A 14,355-nucleotide genomic window follows, 5' to 3' on the forward strand; every position below is an offset into this window, starting at 1 on the left:
GGAGGGAACGTCGCCGCGGAGTAAGAGCGGTGCGGTGCCGGAACCCGGACGTTCCCGCGGCCCGCGGTCACCGGCCGGCGTCCGGCCGCCAGACGCCCTGTCGCCGGTCGAGCCACGCGACGACGGCGACGTGCGGCAGCGTCATGGCCGCGATGGCGACCAGCGACACGGCCAGCAGGTCGCCCGGCGCCGCCACGCCGGCGGGCACCGAGACCCCGACCGCGCCCACGACGAGGAAGCCGCCGAGCGTGAGCGGCGCGGCGTCGCGACCGAAGCGGGCGAGCGCGCCGACCGCGTCGCCGGCCGACGCCGCGCTCGCCGCCTCGGGGTCGACGAGGACCAGCCGCCCGACGTGCCGGAGCGCGTGCCACAGCGCGAAGTACACCCCGATCGCGAACACCGGCGCCGCGAGCAGGAACCACGCCCACAGGACGGCGAGCTCGCCCACGTCCCGGCGCCACCCGCCCGCGTCGCGGCCGTTCTTCACGCGACGGTAGCCGAGCCCGACCGACGCCAGCGTCGCGGCCGCCATCCCGACCCCGACGCCGGCCCGGACCGCGGGCGCGAACAGCGGGTCGACCGCGGCCGCCGCCGCGCCGGCGTCGACGAGGAACAGCCCGACGATCCACTCGGCCACCAGCCGGTACTCCTCCGGGTGCGCGAGGAGGGGGACGCCCATCGGGAGGCCCCCGCGGACGACGAGCGCCAGCCACCGCTCCGCCGACGAGGGGAGGTGGTCGACGCCGGCTATCGCGAGCGTCGCCACGTCGCCCTGCCCCCAGTGGAGCCACGTGAGCGCGATGAACCCGACGAACGCGGCGACGGGCGCCGCGAAGAACGCGGCGACGACCGCGCCGCCGAGGACCCCGTAGACGACCGAGACGACCGCGATCGACCGCCGGAGCGACACGTCCGGATCGGCCCGGAGCGGGACGAGGTGGTCGACCGCGCCGTGCGCCATCCCGACGGCGAGGGTGCCGAGCGCGAACGCCGCGACGCCGACTTCGACCGGAAACAGGGGGGTCACGGCGCCGACCGGGAGCAGCGCGGCCAGCGCCAGCGCCGGGCGGCGCGCGAACCAGCGGTCGACCCGTTCGCTCGCGGCGTCGGCCGCCTCCGGCGCGTCCGCCGCGCCCGCTCCGGGATCGCGCGCCGCCGCGGTGCGGGACTCGGCCGCGCCCGTCGACGCCGCCTCAGTCATCGACCACGTCGGGGTCCGGGTCGGCGGGCGGTTCCGGGCCGGGAACGTCGCGCTCGCCGTCGCCCGACGGGGACGGCTCCGCGACCGCCCGGCCCCGCCGGTCGTTCCAGTCGAGCACCCACTCGAAGAGGACGAGTCCGTTGACGGTCATCACGCCGGCCGAGGCGAAGAAGAGCATCTCCTCGATCGGGAGCCCGAGAACGGCGACGCCCGTCGTTAGCTCGGGCGAGAGGTACCACGTGCCCATTCCGATCGCGATCCGGTCGGCGATCCAGAAGTACGCGGCCGGGATCAGCGTGGCCGCCAGCCACATCCTGGGCGTCCGCACGAGGTACCCGCCGCCGACCCCCCACTGGAGCGCGAGGACGGGACCGACCCACGCGATCAGCCCGCCGAGGTAGAGGAACGAGGGGTCGAGGAGGACGAGTCCGAGCCCGATCGGCACCATCGCGAGGCCGACCGCGACGCCGGCGATCCGCGGCTCGCGGTCGAAGTCGCCCTCGCGGAACGTCGGGTCGAACCCGATCAGGTGGAGCGCGAACGCGGTGACGACGGTCTGGATGGTGAAGAAGAGGTACTCGCCGAGCGGGATCGACAGCGCGCGGACGAGCACCGCGCCGTCGGCGTACCCCCACGCGCCCTGCCGGATCATGTAGCTGATCCACGGGGTCGTGTAGAGGTACGCGATGGCGACGAGGATCGCGATGCCGGCCGTCGCGCGACGCCGCCGGACCGCGTCGTAGCGCGGCGCGAGGTACCACAGCGCCGCGACCACGGGGAGACTGAAGACGAGGTGGAACTGGAGATACGTTAGCGTCGGCAGCATCGAACCACCCCAGCAGAGACACTCATACCCGTATATTTCGCTTCGTTTCTCTTTAACCCTTCAGCCGAACGTCGTCAGGTACCGCCGGACCGAACCGGTTCGGCCGTCACTCGGCGTCCGCGAGGACGCCGTGCGCCTCCAGCACCTTCCCGAGCCGGTACATGGAGGCGACGACCGAGTCGCAGACGGGGCGCACCGCGGACTTCGGGACGAAGCCGACCGCGAGCCCCGCGGCCTCAAGCATCGGCAGGTCGTTCGCGCCGTCGCCGACCGCCACCGTCTCGGTCATCGGGACGCCCACCTCCGCGGCGAGGTCGGCGAGCGCGTCGTCCTTCGTCCCCTCGATCAGCGGCCCCTCGGCCTCGCCGGTGAGCGCGCCGTCCGCGTCGGTCGGCAGCCGGTTGGCGACGATCGTGTCGACGGCGACGCCCTCGCGGTCGAGCGCCGCCTCGACGCCGCGCTCGAACCCGCCCGTGAGCACGGCGACGTGGTGGCCCTCGTCGCGTAAGCGCTCGATGAGGCGCGCGGCGCCGGGACGGATCCGGACCGCGTCGAAGGCGTCCTCGGCGTCGGCCGCCGACAGGCCCTCCAGCAGCGCCGCGCGCCGGTAGAGACTCTCGGCGTAGCCGATCTTGTCGTTCATCGCCCGCTCGGTGATCTCGGCGACCTCGTCGGTGACGCCCGCCCGCTCGGCGAGCAGGACCGTCATCTCGGAGTCGGAGAGCGTCCCGTCGAAGTCGAACGCGATGAGGCTCATGGCGTCCGTTCGTCGCGGCGGGGCCTTGAAGCGCGCGGTCGGCCGCGAATTTAACCGACCGGCGGGTCGCCGCCCGGGCCGCTCACAGCCGCTCGCCGCGGTACTCGAAGTACGTGACCGCCTCGGCACACCAGGCGCAGCCGCACTCGCTGTAGTAGCCGCTCCGGCCGGTGAGTCGGTCGGGGCTGGTGACCCGAATCCCGCGCTGGAACCGCTCCGCGAGCTCGTGGTAGCGCTCGCACTCCTTCCAGAACGACGCCGCAGCGTCCATCGCGTCCGATCTACGCGTAACTCGCATTTGAATGTTACTCCGAGCCCACCCGCTCGGCGCCGCTACGGCCGTCCGCCGGCCGCGCTCGCTCACTCGCCGTCCGCGTCGGCGAGGAACTCCACGTCGCCGGCGATGACCGCGCTCGCGATGACCCCGACGCCGACGAGCGTCGCGACCCCGAGGGTGGTCAGCGTCACCGAGAGCGCGGACCCGCCGACGGCGACGCCGACGAACGCCCCGACGGCGCCGCCGACGCCGCCGGCGATCACCGCCAGCGTCTGTGCCTCCCGCATAGGTGTCGATTCAGTAACACCGTTTATAAGCGTTCCTGCCGGGTTCTCTCGGGTGATAACGACGAGCGCGTCGGCGATCGGCGGCGCGCCCGTCCCCTGCCCGGCCTCTCAGCGCGGGTACTGCCGTCCGAGGTCGACGCCGGTCGTCGCCGACTCGCTTCCGTCCGCCGCGCCGCCCGTCTCATCCGTACCGCTCGCGCTGTCCCCGTCGTCCGCGCCGTCCCCGTCGCCCGCGGTCTCGCCCTCGCCGCCCGGGCTCACGCTGCCGGTCCGGTAGCCGGCCATGTCGAGGGTGACGTACTCGAAGCCGAGGTCGGTCAGGTGCTCGTGGACGGCGTCGGCGAAGGCGGGATCGAGCGCGCGCTCCAGCTCGTCGGGCGCGATCTCGACGCGGGCGAGCCCGTCGTGGTCGCGGACGCGGAACCCCTCGAAGCCCCACTCGCGGAGCACGCGCTCGGCCTTCTCGACGCGGGTCAGCCGCTCCTCGGTCACCTCCAGCCCGGTCGGGATCCGCGAGGAGAGACACGCCATCGACGGCTTGTCGGCCACGGAGAGGTCGTAGGCGTCGGCGATCGCGCGGACCTCCTCCTTCGCGATCCCGGCGTCCAGGAGGGGGGAGAACACGTCGAGCTCCTCGACCGCGCGGAGTCCGGGTCGGTGCCCCTCGCCCGGGTCGTCCGCGTTCGTCCCGTCACAGACCGTGTCGATCCCCCGCTCTCTCGCCGTCTCGTACATCTTCCCGAGCCGCATCGTCCGGCAGTGGTAACACCGGTCGCCGTCGTTCGCGACGAAGTTCGGGTCGTCGAGCTCGGAGAAGGTGACCGTCTCGTGGTCGATCCCGATTTCCCCGGCGACCCGCCGCGCGTCGTCGAGCTCCGCCGCGGGGAGCGTCTCGCTGCGGGCGGTACACGCCACGGCGTCCCCGCCGAGCGCGTCCCGGGCCAGCGCCGCGACGACCGCCGAGTCGACGCCGCCCGAGAACGCGACGAGCACCCCGTCGCGCTCGCCGAGCGCGTCGCGGGCGCTCGCCGCCTTCGCCGCCGTCTCGGGGTCGAGCGACCCGTCGCCGACGGGCCGCGCGTTCTGACTCATGGCCGGCGTTCGCGGCCCGCGTGAAAAAGCCCGTCGCACGCGGAATCGACGCCGGCCGTCCGGGGCCCGGGAGCGGCGAGCCGCGGGAGCGACCCGCACGCTTTAGACCGTAGCCGCGATACCGGCCGGTAGATGGATCTGGAGGCGATCCCCGGCGTCGGCGCCAAGACGGCCGCGGCCTTACGCGAGCTCGACGACCCGGCCGCGACCGTCGAGTCCGGCGACGTGGCCGCCATCGCCCGCGCGCCGGGCGTCAACGAGGCCCGCGCGGCCCGCATCGCGCGCGGGGCGATCCGCCGCCGCCACGGCGACGACGGGCGGGTGCTGGCCACCGACCGGGCCCGCGAGCTGTACCGGGAGGCGATCGACCTGCTGCGCGAGCGGACCGTCACCGACTACGCCGCGAAGCGACTGGAGACGTTCTACCCGAGCGCGTCCGCCTCGCGCATCGACGAGGCGCAGTCGTTCGCGGCCGCCGCGACGGAGCGCGACCCCGACCCCGCGGTCCGCGAGGCGCTCGCCGACTGCGCGCCGCTCGCCGACCCGCCGACCGTCCGCGTCCGCGACCGCTGCCTCGCGAGCGCCGACGCCGAGACGCTCGCGCGGGCCGAGGCCGAGGTGCCCGAGCTCTCCGTCGAGACCGTCGAGGACGCCCGCGACGTCTCCGAGCTCGGCCGGTCGTACGCCTCGGTGATCGTCTTAGACGAGTCGTTCGCCGGCCTCGACGTGGAGGGCGACGTGAGCGTGCGCCCGGACGCGCTGGAGACCCCCGCGGAGACGGTCCCGGAGCGCCTGCTCGCCTTCTTCGCGGAGAACCGCGAGCGGCTGGAGGCGGCCGCGGCGGTCCACGAGGCCGCCGCGGCGGCCGGCGACCCCGTCTCGGGCGGCGACCCCCCCGTCGACCTCGACCGCCTGCGCGACGCGCTCTCGCGGCTCGACGACGACGGCACGATCGCCGGCGACGCGGAGCTGGACCGGCTGACGGCCGCCGTCGACGACCTCGACGCCGCGGTGTCGACGGCGGCCTCGGTCGCCGACGACCGCCTGCGCGAGGCGATCCGCGAGCGCGACGTCACCATCGAGGGGACCGACTTCCTCTCCCTCGTCGAGCAGGGCGCACGCGTCGACTCGCTGCTGGACCGCGAGCTGGCCGACGAGTACGACGCCGCGGTCGACGCCGCCCGCGAGCACCTCGCCGACGCGCTCCGCTTAGAGCCCGAGGAGGCGGAGCTGGCGGAGCGCGTCTTCGGCGGCGACCCCTCCTTCCCGGTCGACCACGACGAGAGCGCGGTCTCGCGGCTCCGCACGGAGCTGTCGGCGGCCCGCGACCGCCGGGCGGCGAAGCTGAAGGCCGACCTCGCGAGCGACCTCGGCGACCTCCGGGAGCCGGTCGAGGAGCTCGTGCGCGACGCCTTAGAGCTCGACGTGGAGCTGGCGGTCGCGCGGTTCGCCGACGACTTCGACTGCGTCATGCCGGCGGTCGTCGGGCCGGAGGCGGCCGACGCGGACGCCGGTTTCCGAATCGAGGGCGGCCGCTCCCCGCTGCTCGACGTGGACTTCGCAGACGTCGAGCCCGTCGACTACGCCGTCTCGGGCGCGACGCTGCTCTCCGGGGTCAACTCCGGCGGCAAGACCTCGACGCTCGACCTGGTCGCGCTGGTCGTCGTCCTCGCGCAGATGGGCATGCCCGTGCCCGCCGAGTCGGCCACCGTCGAGCGGTTCGAGGAGATCCACTACTACGCGAAGTCGCAGGGGACCCTCGACGCGGGCGCGTTCGAGGCGACGCTCCGGGACTTCGGCGACCTCGTCGACGGCGCCGATGGGCGACTCGTCCTCGTCGACGAGCTGGAGTCGATCACGGAGCCGGGCGCCTCCGCGAAGATCATCGCGGGTATCCTGGAGGCGCTCGACGACCAGGACGCCACCGCGGTCTTCGTCTCCCACCTGGCCCGCGAGATCCGCGACGCCGCCGACTTCGCGGTCGCGGTCGACGGCATCGAGGCCGCTGGGCTCGTCGATGGCGAGCTGCGCGTGAACCGCTCGCCGAAGAAGGGCCACCTCGCGCGGTCGACGCCGGAGCTCATCGTCGAGAAGCTCGCGGACGACCGCGGCGGCGAGTTCTACGGCGACCTGTTGGAGAAGTTCTGAGGGGGGCCGTCGCCCCCTCGCTCCATCGCGGGTCGGTCGGCCTCAGTCCCCGTCGAGCTCCGCCTCGACCGTGATCTCGACGTCGAGCGGCGCGGGGAGCCGCGACACCTCGACGCAGGTCCGCGCCGGATACGGCTCCGAGAGGAACGCCCGGTACGCCTCGTTCACCGCGTCGTAGTCGTCCATGTCCGTGAGGTAGACGGTCGCCGACACGATCGCGTCCGGGCTCGTCCCGGCCGCCGCCAGGATCGCAGCGACGTTTTCGAGCGTCTGCGTCGTCTGTTCGGCGACCGACTCGGGCGCCTCGCCGGTGTCGGGGTCCACGCCGGTCTTCCCCGAGACGTGGACCGTGTCGCCGGAGACGATCCCCTGTGAGTACGGGCCGAGCGCTTCCGGCACGTCGTCCGTCGTGATCTCTCGCATCGGTCGGAGGACGACGCGGCGCGGTATCAAGCTGCGGGTCGCGGAGGTCGCCCTCAGCCGCTCCGGGCTCGGACGGGCGGTCTGGTTCCGTCTCGACTCGCTCCGCCTCAGTCGTCGTCCGCGACCGCCGGCTTCCGGCGGTCGTCGCGCGGGCCGTCGAGGTCGACCTTCGGGAGCATGTCCCGGAGGTAGCGGCCGGTGTGGGAGGCGTCTTCGTGGGCGATCTCCTCGGGGGTGCCGCTCGCGACCAGCTCGCCGCCGCCGTCGCCGCCCTCGGGGCCGAGGTCGATCACGTGGTCGGCGTTCTTCACGAGGTCGAGCTCGTGCTCGATGACGACCACGGTGTTGCCCGCGTCGACCAGCCGGTGGAGCACGTCGATCAGCTTGCGCTCGTCCTCCTTGTGGAGCCCCGTCGTCGGCTCGTCGAGGAGGTACAGGGTGTCGCCGGTGGCGCGCTTGCCGAGCTCCTCGGCGAGCTTCACGCGCTGGGCCTCGCCGCCCGAGAGCGTGGTCGAGGGCTGGCCCAGCTCCATGTAGCCGAGCCCCACGTCCTTCAGGAGCTTCAGCCGGCGTTCGAGCCCGCGGTGGCTCTCGAAGAACTCGTGGGCCTCCGCGACGCTCATGTCGAGCACGTCGGCGATCGTCTTCCCCTTGTACTCCACGTCGAGCGTCTCGTCGTTGTAGCGGGCGCCGCCGCACTCCTCGCAGGGGACGTACACGTCCGACAGGAAGTTCATCTCGATCTTGACGGTGCCCTGCCCGCCGCACTCCTCGCAGCGCCCGCCCTTCACGTTGAACGAGAAGCGCCCCTTCTCGTAGCCGCGGCGCTTCGAGAGCTTCGTCTCCGCGAACAGCTCGCGGACGTGGTCGAACACGTCGGTGTACGTGGCGGGGTTCGAGCGCGGCGTCCGCCCGATCGGCGACTGGTCGATGAGCCGCACCGTCTCGACCTCGTCGAGCCCCTCGATCGCGTCGTGCGCGCCGGGGTCGACCGAGGTGTTGTCGTTCATCTCGCGGGCGAGCCCCTTGTAGAGGATGTCGTTGACGAGCGTCGACTTCCCGGACCCGGAGACGCCGGTGACCGTCGTCAGCGTGCCGAGCGGGATCGGCACGTCGAGGTCCTTCAGGTTGTGCTGGCGGGCGCCCCGCACCACGAGCTCGCCCTCGGGCTCGCGCCGCTCGTCGGGCACCGGAATCGACTTCCGGCCCGCGAGGTAGTCGGCGGTCACCGACTCGGCGGCGGCGACGACCTCGTCGAAGTCGCCCTGCGCGACGACCTCGCCGCCGCGCTTGCCCGGGCCGGGGCCCATGTCGATGATCTCGTCGGCGCGCCGCATCGTCTCCTCGTCGTGCTCGACGACGAGGAGGGTGTTGCCCAGGTCGCGGAGCCCTTCGAGGGTGTCGAGCAGCCGGTCGTTGTCGCGCTGGTGAAGCCCGATGGAGGGCTCGTCTAAGACGTACAGCACGCCGACGAGCCCCGAGCCGACCTGCGTCGCGAGCCGGATGCGCTGGCTCTCGCCGCCCGACAGCGTCGACGCCTCGCGGTCGAGGGTGAGGTACTCCAGGCCGACCTCCTCCATGAACCCGAGGCGCGCGCGGATCTCCTTCAGGATCTCCTCGGCGATGGTGGTCTCGCGCTCGGTCAGCTCGGCCTCCATCCCCTCGAAGTGCTCGCGGGCCTCGGCGATCGACAGCTCGTTGACCTCGGTGATCGACGTGCCCGCGACGAGGACGTGCCGCGACTGCTCTTTCAGGCGGGTCCCCTCGCACTCGGGACAGGTCGTCACGGCCATGTACTCCTCGATGTGGTCGCGGGCGCGCTCGGAGTCGGTCTCGACGTGGCGGCGCTCTAGGTTCGGGATGACGCCCTCGAACCGCTCGGTCTTCTCGCGGGTGCCGTTCTTCGTCGTCCACTCGAAGTGGACCAGGTCGTCGGTCCCGTAGAGGAACTGCCGCTGAATCTCCTCGTCGAGCTCCTCGAACGGCGCGTCGAGGTCGACGCCGAAGTGGTCGGCGACGTTGTCGAGCTGGCGAGAGTAGTAGGTGCGGTCGTAGCTCCACGGCTCGAACACGTGCTTCAGCGGCTTCGACGGGTCCTCGATCACGAGGTCCTCGTCGACCTCCTTCGTCGAGCCGATCCCCTCGCACTCGGGGCAGGCGCCGTACGGGCTGTTAAACGAGAACGAGCGCGTCTCGATCGCGGAGAACTGGACGTCGGAGTTGGGGTTGCCCAGCTCCTCGGAGAACTCCACGACGAGCCGGTCGTCGCCGTCGGCGTCGGCCGCGAGCGACCCCGTCGAGCGCGCGTTCGACGCGAACGGCACGTCCTCGGGCGGGTCGGGGACGATCAGCTTGAGGACGCCCCCGGCCTCCTCGAGGGCGGTCTCGACGGAGTCGGTGATCCGCGAGCGGGCGTCCGGCGAGACGGTGACGCGGTCGACGATCACGTCGATCGTGTGGTCGTAGTTCTCGTCGAGGTCGGGGTCGTCGAGCGTGAGGTCGACCGGCTCGCCGTCGACCTCGACGCGGCTGTACCCGTCCGAGACGAGCTCCTCGAACAGGTCCTCGAACGCGCCCTTCTGGTCGCGGACGACGGGCGCGGCGATCTTCGCGCGGGTGTCCTCGGGGAGGTCGAGGATCTGGTTCACCATGTCCTGGGCGGACTGCTCGCCGACCTCCTCGCCGGTGACCGGGTCGTACTGCGTGCCGATCCGGGCGTACAGCAGGCGGAGGTAGTCGTGGAGCTCCGTGACGGTCCCCACCGTCGACCGGGGGTTGTTCGCGGCGTTCTTCTGGTCGATGGAGATGGCCGGCGAGAGCCCCTCGACGGACTCCACCTGCGGTTTGTCCATCTGCCCGAGGAAGTTGCGGGCGTACGCCGACAGCGACTCGATGTAGCGCCGCTGCCCCTCGGCGTAGACGGTGTCGAACGCGAGCGACGACTTCCCCGAGCCCGAGAGCCCGGTGACGACGGTGAACTCCTCGCGCGGGATCCGGACGTCGAGGTCCTTGAGGTTGTGTTCCTCGGCGCCGCGGACCTCGATGTAGTCCTTGCTCATTTCTATGCTGCCGTTGCGGGCGCGCGCGGGAATAGTCGTCGGTCGCGGGGGCCCCGCGAGGCCCTCGCCGCCGGCGACCGCGCCGAGCGCGCGGGCCTCACTCCCCGATGAACTCCGCGGGCGGCGACAGGTCGCGGCGCCCGCCGAAGGTCACGAGGAAGAGGACGCCGACGCCGACGCCGTACGCCAGCATCAGCGGGATCGTCGCGAGGAACATCGTGATCACGTCGGCGGGGGTGAACACCGCGGCGACGAGCATGATCCCGATCGTCACCTCGCGCCAGCGCTCCCGGAACACGCGGTACGGGACGCCCGCGTTGTTGAGCAGCACCATCGCGATGGGGATGTCCGCGAGGAAGCCGATCCCGATCGTGGTGTAGATGACGAGCCAGAGGAAGTCGCTCACCTGGTAGGTGATGACCATGTCGGCGAGGCGCGCGTCCGTGACGAGCCAGCCGATGATGCCGGGCGCGATGGTCGTGTACCCGAGCGCGAAGCCGCCGATCATCCCGGCGCCGAGCGCGCCCGCCCAGAGGTACACCTGGTAGATCCGCCCGGCGACGAAGCCGCGCTCGCGGAGCGCGGGCCACGCGTAGTAGAGCGCGACGGGGAACGCGGCGAAGATGCCGAGCATCACCGAGAACTTCACCATGAAGATGAGCGCCTCGACCGGGTGGAGCGTGATGATGTTGATCCCGCCCTCCACCTCCGCCGGCACGCGCCGTTCGAGGTCGCCGCGGACGGTGCCGAGGCCGCCGAGGTACAGCCACGTGAACGCGGCCGCCATCACGGCGCCGAACACCGCGACGATCCGGAACGACCGCGTGCGCAGCGAGTCGAAGATGAACTTCAGGTCCTTGTAGTAGCCGCCGATGTCGTCCTCGGCTTCCTCCTCGTTGCCGTCGGTGAGCTCGGCGAGGAACGTCGAGCCGGCGCGCGAGGTCCGGTTCTGGACGGAGCCGACCAGCCCGCTCCCGCCGCCGTCCTCGGCGTCGCCCGCGGCGTCGGCGTCGCTCGCGTCCGACTCGCCGTCGTCGTCGCTCCCCTCGTTCACCTCGTCGTAGCGGTCGAGGATCGCCTGCGCCTTCTCGGGGTCGTCGTCGTCGATCGCGGCCTGCGCCAGCGCGAGCGACTCCTCTTCGCCCATCTCGGCGAACGCGTCCGCGGGGGCCGCCCGCACGCCCGCGGCGTCGAGCTCGCCCACGTCTATCGCGGTCGGGTCGCCGTACTGGGCGCCCGCGCTCGTCGTGTCGAGGTCGGTGTACACCGCCCACAGCGTCGCGACGGCCGCGAACGCGAGCGCCCAGAGGGCGGCGTAGATCCAGAGCGCCGTCGCGGGGTCGAGGCCGAGCCCCTCGCCCGGCGCGAGGAAGCGGCGGGTGCTCCCCGCGAGCCGCAGGAGGTCGTTGACCGCGGTCCGGCCGCCGTACTCGTAGAAGCCGTACACGAGCGCGCCGCCGAGGACGGTCGCGCCCCCGACGACGTTCCAGTGGTCGCGGACCGCGCCGAGCACGTGGATGCGGTCGGAGCTCCGCTTGGCCGTGACGACGAGCTTCGCGAGGTAGAGGCTGAACCCGTACAGCGCGACCAGCGGGAACGCCCACAGGAGCTGCGTGAACGGGTCCGGCGGGGAGAAGACGGCGCCGAACACGAAGATGGCGACGACCGCGTAGCGCCACTTGTCGCGGAACGTCTCGTACGGGACGATCTCCGCGTACGACAGCCCGGTGATGAGGAGAGGCATCTGTCCGGCGAGCCCGAAGGACAGCGAGAGGAAGACGATGAACTCCGTCCACATCACGATCCCGTAGGTGGGCTGGATGTCGGCCTCCAGGCCGAACTCGGCCAGGAAGCCGAACATCAGCGGGAAGAAGGCGAAGACGCCGTAGGCGACGCCGGCGGAGAACAGCACGGCGCCGAGCAGCCCGATCCCGGCGAGCTTCCAGCGGGCGATCGGCGACTGCGGCCACATCCCCCGGGTGCGGAGCTCGTCGCGGGTGACGTAGATCAGCGGCGGGATCGCGGTGATCGCGCCCACGATCAGCCCGATCTTCGCCTGGAGGAGGATCACCTCGAACGGGGTCGTCGCGATGATGTCGGCCTCCTCGGCGACCGCGGCGCTCATGTTCGACTCCGTCACCTCGCGGAGCCGGTCCCAGATGTACGTGCGGAGCGCCCAGAACGTCGCGAGGAAGCCGATGAGGAAGACGACGAACACCTTCTGGAGGTCCTTCTGGACCGACCGAAGGAACGCCTTCGCCGTCTCTTGGCCCTCCGCGATCGACCGTTGGGTGTCCTCGTCGAGGGCGCTCGCCATACGGAGGGCGAGGGCCGTCGCCGTTATCAACCTTTTCGACCGCGGGCGCCGCCGCCGGCGCCGTTCCGGGACGGCCCGCGGCGCGACGCCGATCGGTCCCGCCCGGCGCCGCTATCCGAAAAGGTTGATAACCGCCCGGTCGCGTAGGGAAACTGAATGGACGACTCGGACCGGTCGCGCGACGACGACTCGGCCGCCGCTGACGGGTCGACCGACGAGGCCGAACCCGAGAGCGACGGCGCCGTCGACGACGGGTCCGAGACCGACGCGGAGCCGTCCGCGGGCGTCGAGTCCGAGGTGACCGCCGAGGTAGAGCCCGAAGTCGGGTCGACCGACGGCGACGACGACGACTCCCCGGCGGGAGAGACGGACGACGACGACGAGTCCCCGGAGACGCTCTCGGACCCGGACGAGGTCGTCGAGGCCGAGGACGCCGGTCGGTCGGCCGCGCTCGACGACGGTGACGAGGCAGACGAGGAGCCGCTTGACGCCGAGGCGTCGACGGACGACGAGACGACTGACGACGGGACGCCGGACGGCGACGTGTCGGCGGACGACGCGACGACAGACGACGCGACGGCGGACGACGCCGCGGCCGCCGGTGACGGCGGCACCCCGGCGACGACCGCCGACGCCGCGGACCCCGCGACCGCCGGCGTGCCCACGACCGAGGACGACGAGCCGTTCGGCGGGATCGAGGGCCCCGAGACGGACGAGGAGATGCCGCTCGCCGTGCACATCGAGGAGATGATGCGCCGGCTGGCGGTCGTGTTCCTCATCGGCGGGCTCGCGACGCTCGTCGTCGTCACCGAGTCAACGGAGCTCATCAACTACTTCTGGAGCTACCACATCCCGGCGCCGATGGAGAACCGCCCGCGGCTGTACGGTCCGCTCGAACTCCCGCTCACGCGGCTGAAGGTGGCCGGCCTCGCGGGGGTCGTGGTCGGGCTCCCGGCGTTCGTCTACGAGACGTACCGGTTCATGCGGCCGGGGCTCTACCAGACGGAGCGCCGCTACTACCTCGCGGCGGTGCCGACGAGCCTCATCCTCGGCGGGATCGGGATCGCGTTCGCGCACTTCCTCGTGTTGCCCGCGATCTTCTCGTATTTCACCACCTACACCTCCGACGCGGCGACGATCGCCTTCGGGCTCGCGGAGACGTTCAACCTGATCGTCATCATGCTCGCGTTCATGGCGATCGTCTTCCAGATCCCGCTTTTCATCATGCTCGCGATCATGATGAACCTCGTCACCCGGCAGTGGCTGGAGGCGAAGCGGCTGATCTTCTGGGGGACGTTCCTCGGGATCGCGTTCCTGTTCAGCCCCGACCCGACCGGGATGGCGCCGATCATCGTGACGCTGACGATGATCGCCTTATTCGAGGGGACGCTCGCGATACTCCGCTGGACCGGGAACTAGGTCCGGGCGGTGTCACTCGTTTGGCTCCGTTGAACACCTCAGTAGCCGATGTGTTTCCGGAGCCGTGCCGAACGCAGCGCGCGAATCCTGTAATTCCGTGACGGATCCGTGTCTCAGTCGTCTCTCTTCCCGGCGGCACTGGAGACTAGCTCGGCTGGATTCCCCGCCGGAGTGCCGTCGTCGGTGTCACCGGAGAGATGCGTGTGTTTGAACCCGGTCGGATACTTGAGTCCGTACCCCACGGCGCGGTCAACGCCGATGTGAGCAGCCCAGACGAGCGCGATCAAGGTGAGCGGCGTCACGGTGAACCACACCCCAACCACTCCGAGCGCGGCCGGGGCGAGATAGGTGTGGAACACGTTGTAGACCGTACTGCCGACCCGAGCGCCTCCAAGGTACGCCAGCATCGAGACGTCAGGCGCAAGCGCAAGAACGACGAACAGCCAAATCGGGCCACCGATCGTGAAATACGTCGCGGTCGCCACGGCGGCGAGGCCAGCCCCCTCCAGTCGAAGAATCTGTGTCGGTTGCATAATCAAGGGACGCTGA

12 protein-coding genes are annotated in these 14,355 nt (G+C 71.6%); 2 read left to right on the plus strand and 10 right to left on the minus strand.

Annotated features, from left to right (window positions below; genetic code table 11):
• Positions 1 to 67: 67 nt before the first annotated feature.
• The 6 genes from HPS36_RS07240 to larE all read right to left on the minus strand — a co-directional run bounded on the left by HPS36_RS07240 (position 68) and on the right by larE (position 4,440).
• Complete coding sequence (locus HPS36_RS07240; RefSeq protein WP_173229454.1) at positions 68 to 1,201, minus strand: Brp/Blh family beta-carotene 15,15'-dioxygenase; 1,134 nt, start codon at positions 1,199 to 1,201, stop codon at positions 68 to 70.
• On the minus strand, positions 1,194 to 2,027 hold the full coding sequence (locus HPS36_RS07245; RefSeq protein ID WP_173229456.1) for a lycopene cyclase domain-containing protein: 834 nt from the start codon (positions 2,025 to 2,027) through the stop codon (positions 1,194 to 1,196). Before HPS36_RS07245 ends, HPS36_RS07240 begins: the two co-directional genes overlap by 8 nt.
• A 106-nt stretch (positions 2,028 to 2,133) precedes the next feature.
• Positions 2,134 to 2,784 (minus strand): phosphoserine phosphatase SerB, encoded by a 651-nt coding sequence (gene serB, locus HPS36_RS07250; RefSeq protein WP_173229458.1) that lies wholly within the window; start codon positions 2,782 to 2,784, stop codon positions 2,134 to 2,136.
• Positions 2,785 to 2,866: 82 nt separating this feature from the next.
• Positions 2,867 to 3,055, minus strand: a complete 189-nt coding sequence (locus tag HPS36_RS07255) for a hypothetical protein (protein WP_121563300.1) — start codon at positions 3,053 to 3,055, stop codon at positions 2,867 to 2,869.
• An 89-nt stretch (positions 3,056 to 3,144) separates the two neighbouring features.
• Positions 3,145 to 3,348: a hypothetical protein gene (locus tag HPS36_RS07260; protein WP_053770335.1), complete on the minus strand. Its 204-nt coding sequence runs from the start codon at positions 3,346 to 3,348 to the stop codon at positions 3,145 to 3,147.
• Between the two features lie 108 nt (positions 3,349 to 3,456).
• Positions 3,457 to 4,440: an ATP-dependent sacrificial sulfur transferase LarE gene (gene larE / locus HPS36_RS07265; RefSeq protein ID WP_137716841.1), complete on the minus strand. Its 984-nt coding sequence runs from the start codon at positions 4,438 to 4,440 to the stop codon at positions 3,457 to 3,459.
• Positions 4,441 to 4,572: 132 nt separating this feature from the next.
• Here larE and HPS36_RS07270 point away from each other — a divergent pair, with 132 nt between their 5' ends.
• Positions 4,573 to 6,588, plus strand: a complete 2,016-nt coding sequence (locus tag HPS36_RS07270) for a MutS-related protein (protein WP_173229460.1) — start codon at positions 4,573 to 4,575, stop codon at positions 6,586 to 6,588.
• 42 nt (positions 6,589 to 6,630) lie between these two features.
• Here HPS36_RS07270 and HPS36_RS07275 read toward each other — a convergent pair whose 3' ends face one another.
• The 3 genes from HPS36_RS07275 to tatC form a co-directional block, all read right to left on the minus strand.
• Complete coding sequence (locus HPS36_RS07275) at positions 6,631 to 7,011, minus strand: RidA family protein (RefSeq protein ID WP_137716843.1); 381 nt, start codon at positions 7,009 to 7,011, stop codon at positions 6,631 to 6,633.
• 107 nt (positions 7,012 to 7,118) lie between these two features.
• Positions 7,119 to 10,070, minus strand: a complete 2,952-nt coding sequence (gene uvrA, locus HPS36_RS07280) for an excinuclease ABC subunit UvrA (RefSeq protein ID WP_173229461.1) — start codon at positions 10,068 to 10,070, stop codon at positions 7,119 to 7,121.
• A 97-nt stretch (positions 10,071 to 10,167) separates the two neighbouring features.
• Entirely contained in the window at positions 10,168 to 12,387 is a 2,220-nt protein-coding gene (tatC, locus tag HPS36_RS07285; RefSeq protein ID WP_137716845.1) for a twin-arginine translocase subunit TatC, read from the minus strand.
• 156 nt (positions 12,388 to 12,543) lie between these two features.
• Here tatC and HPS36_RS07290 point away from each other — a divergent pair, with 156 nt between their 5' ends.
• A complete protein-coding gene (locus HPS36_RS07290; RefSeq protein ID WP_173229463.1) occupies positions 12,544 to 13,806 on the plus strand; it encodes a twin-arginine translocase subunit TatC in 1,263 nt (420 codons plus the stop codon).
• A gap of 113 nt (positions 13,807 to 13,919) precedes the next feature.
• On the opposite strand, the gene HPS36_RS07295 is transcribed toward HPS36_RS07290, so the two are convergent.
• Positions 13,920 to 14,339 (minus strand): DUF4260 domain-containing protein, encoded by a 420-nt coding sequence (locus tag HPS36_RS07295; RefSeq protein ID WP_137716847.1) that lies wholly within the window; start codon positions 14,337 to 14,339, stop codon positions 13,920 to 13,922.
• Positions 14,340 to 14,355 lie beyond the last annotated feature (16 nt).

Source organism: Halorubrum salinarum (genome assembly GCF_013267195.1).
In the GTDB taxonomy this organism is placed as follows: domain Archaea; phylum Halobacteriota; class Halobacteria; order Halobacteriales; family Haloferacaceae; genus Halorubrum; species Halorubrum salinarum.

What these genes read in the sequence shown, in the direction of transcription:
- HPS36_RS07245 (WP_173229456.1), bottom strand. Translation starts at nt 2,027, where the DNA reads ATGCTGCCGACGCTAACGTATCTCCAGTTCCACCTCGTCTTCAGTCTC.
- HPS36_RS07270 (WP_173229460.1), top strand. Translation starts at nt 4,573, where the DNA reads ATGGATCTGGAGGCGATCCCCGGCGTCGGCGCCAAGACGGCCGCGGCC.
- tatC (WP_137716845.1), bottom strand. Translation starts at nt 12,387, where the DNA reads ATGGCGAGCGCCCTCGACGAGGACACCCAACGGTCGATCGCGGAGGGC.
- HPS36_RS07290 (WP_173229463.1), top strand. Translation starts at nt 12,544, where the DNA reads ATGGACGACTCGGACCGGTCGCGCGACGACGACTCGGCCGCCGCTGAC.
- larE (WP_137716841.1), bottom strand. Translation starts at nt 4,440, where the DNA reads ATGAGTCAGAACGCGCGGCCCGTCGGCGACGGGTCGCTCGACCCCGAG.
- serB (WP_173229458.1), bottom strand. Translation starts at nt 2,784, where the DNA reads ATGAGCCTCATCGCGTTCGACTTCGACGGGACGCTCTCCGACTCCGAG.
- HPS36_RS07255 (WP_121563300.1), bottom strand. Translation starts at nt 3,055, where the DNA reads ATGGACGCTGCGGCGTCGTTCTGGAAGGAGTGCGAGCGCTACCACGAG.
- HPS36_RS07240 (WP_173229454.1), bottom strand. Translation starts at nt 1,201, where the DNA reads ATGACTGAGGCGGCGTCGACGGGCGCGGCCGAGTCCCGCACCGCGGCG.
- HPS36_RS07295 (WP_137716847.1), bottom strand. Translation starts at nt 14,339, where the DNA reads ATGCAACCGACACAGATTCTTCGACTGGAGGGGGCTGGCCTCGCCGCC.
- uvrA (WP_173229461.1), bottom strand. Translation starts at nt 10,070, where the DNA reads ATGAGCAAGGACTACATCGAGGTCCGCGGCGCCGAGGAACACAACCTC.
- HPS36_RS07260 (WP_053770335.1), bottom strand. Translation starts at nt 3,348, where the DNA reads ATGCGGGAGGCACAGACGCTGGCGGTGATCGCCGGCGGCGTCGGCGGC.
- HPS36_RS07275 (WP_137716843.1), bottom strand. Translation starts at nt 7,011, where the DNA reads ATGCGAGAGATCACGACGGACGACGTGCCGGAAGCGCTCGGCCCGTAC.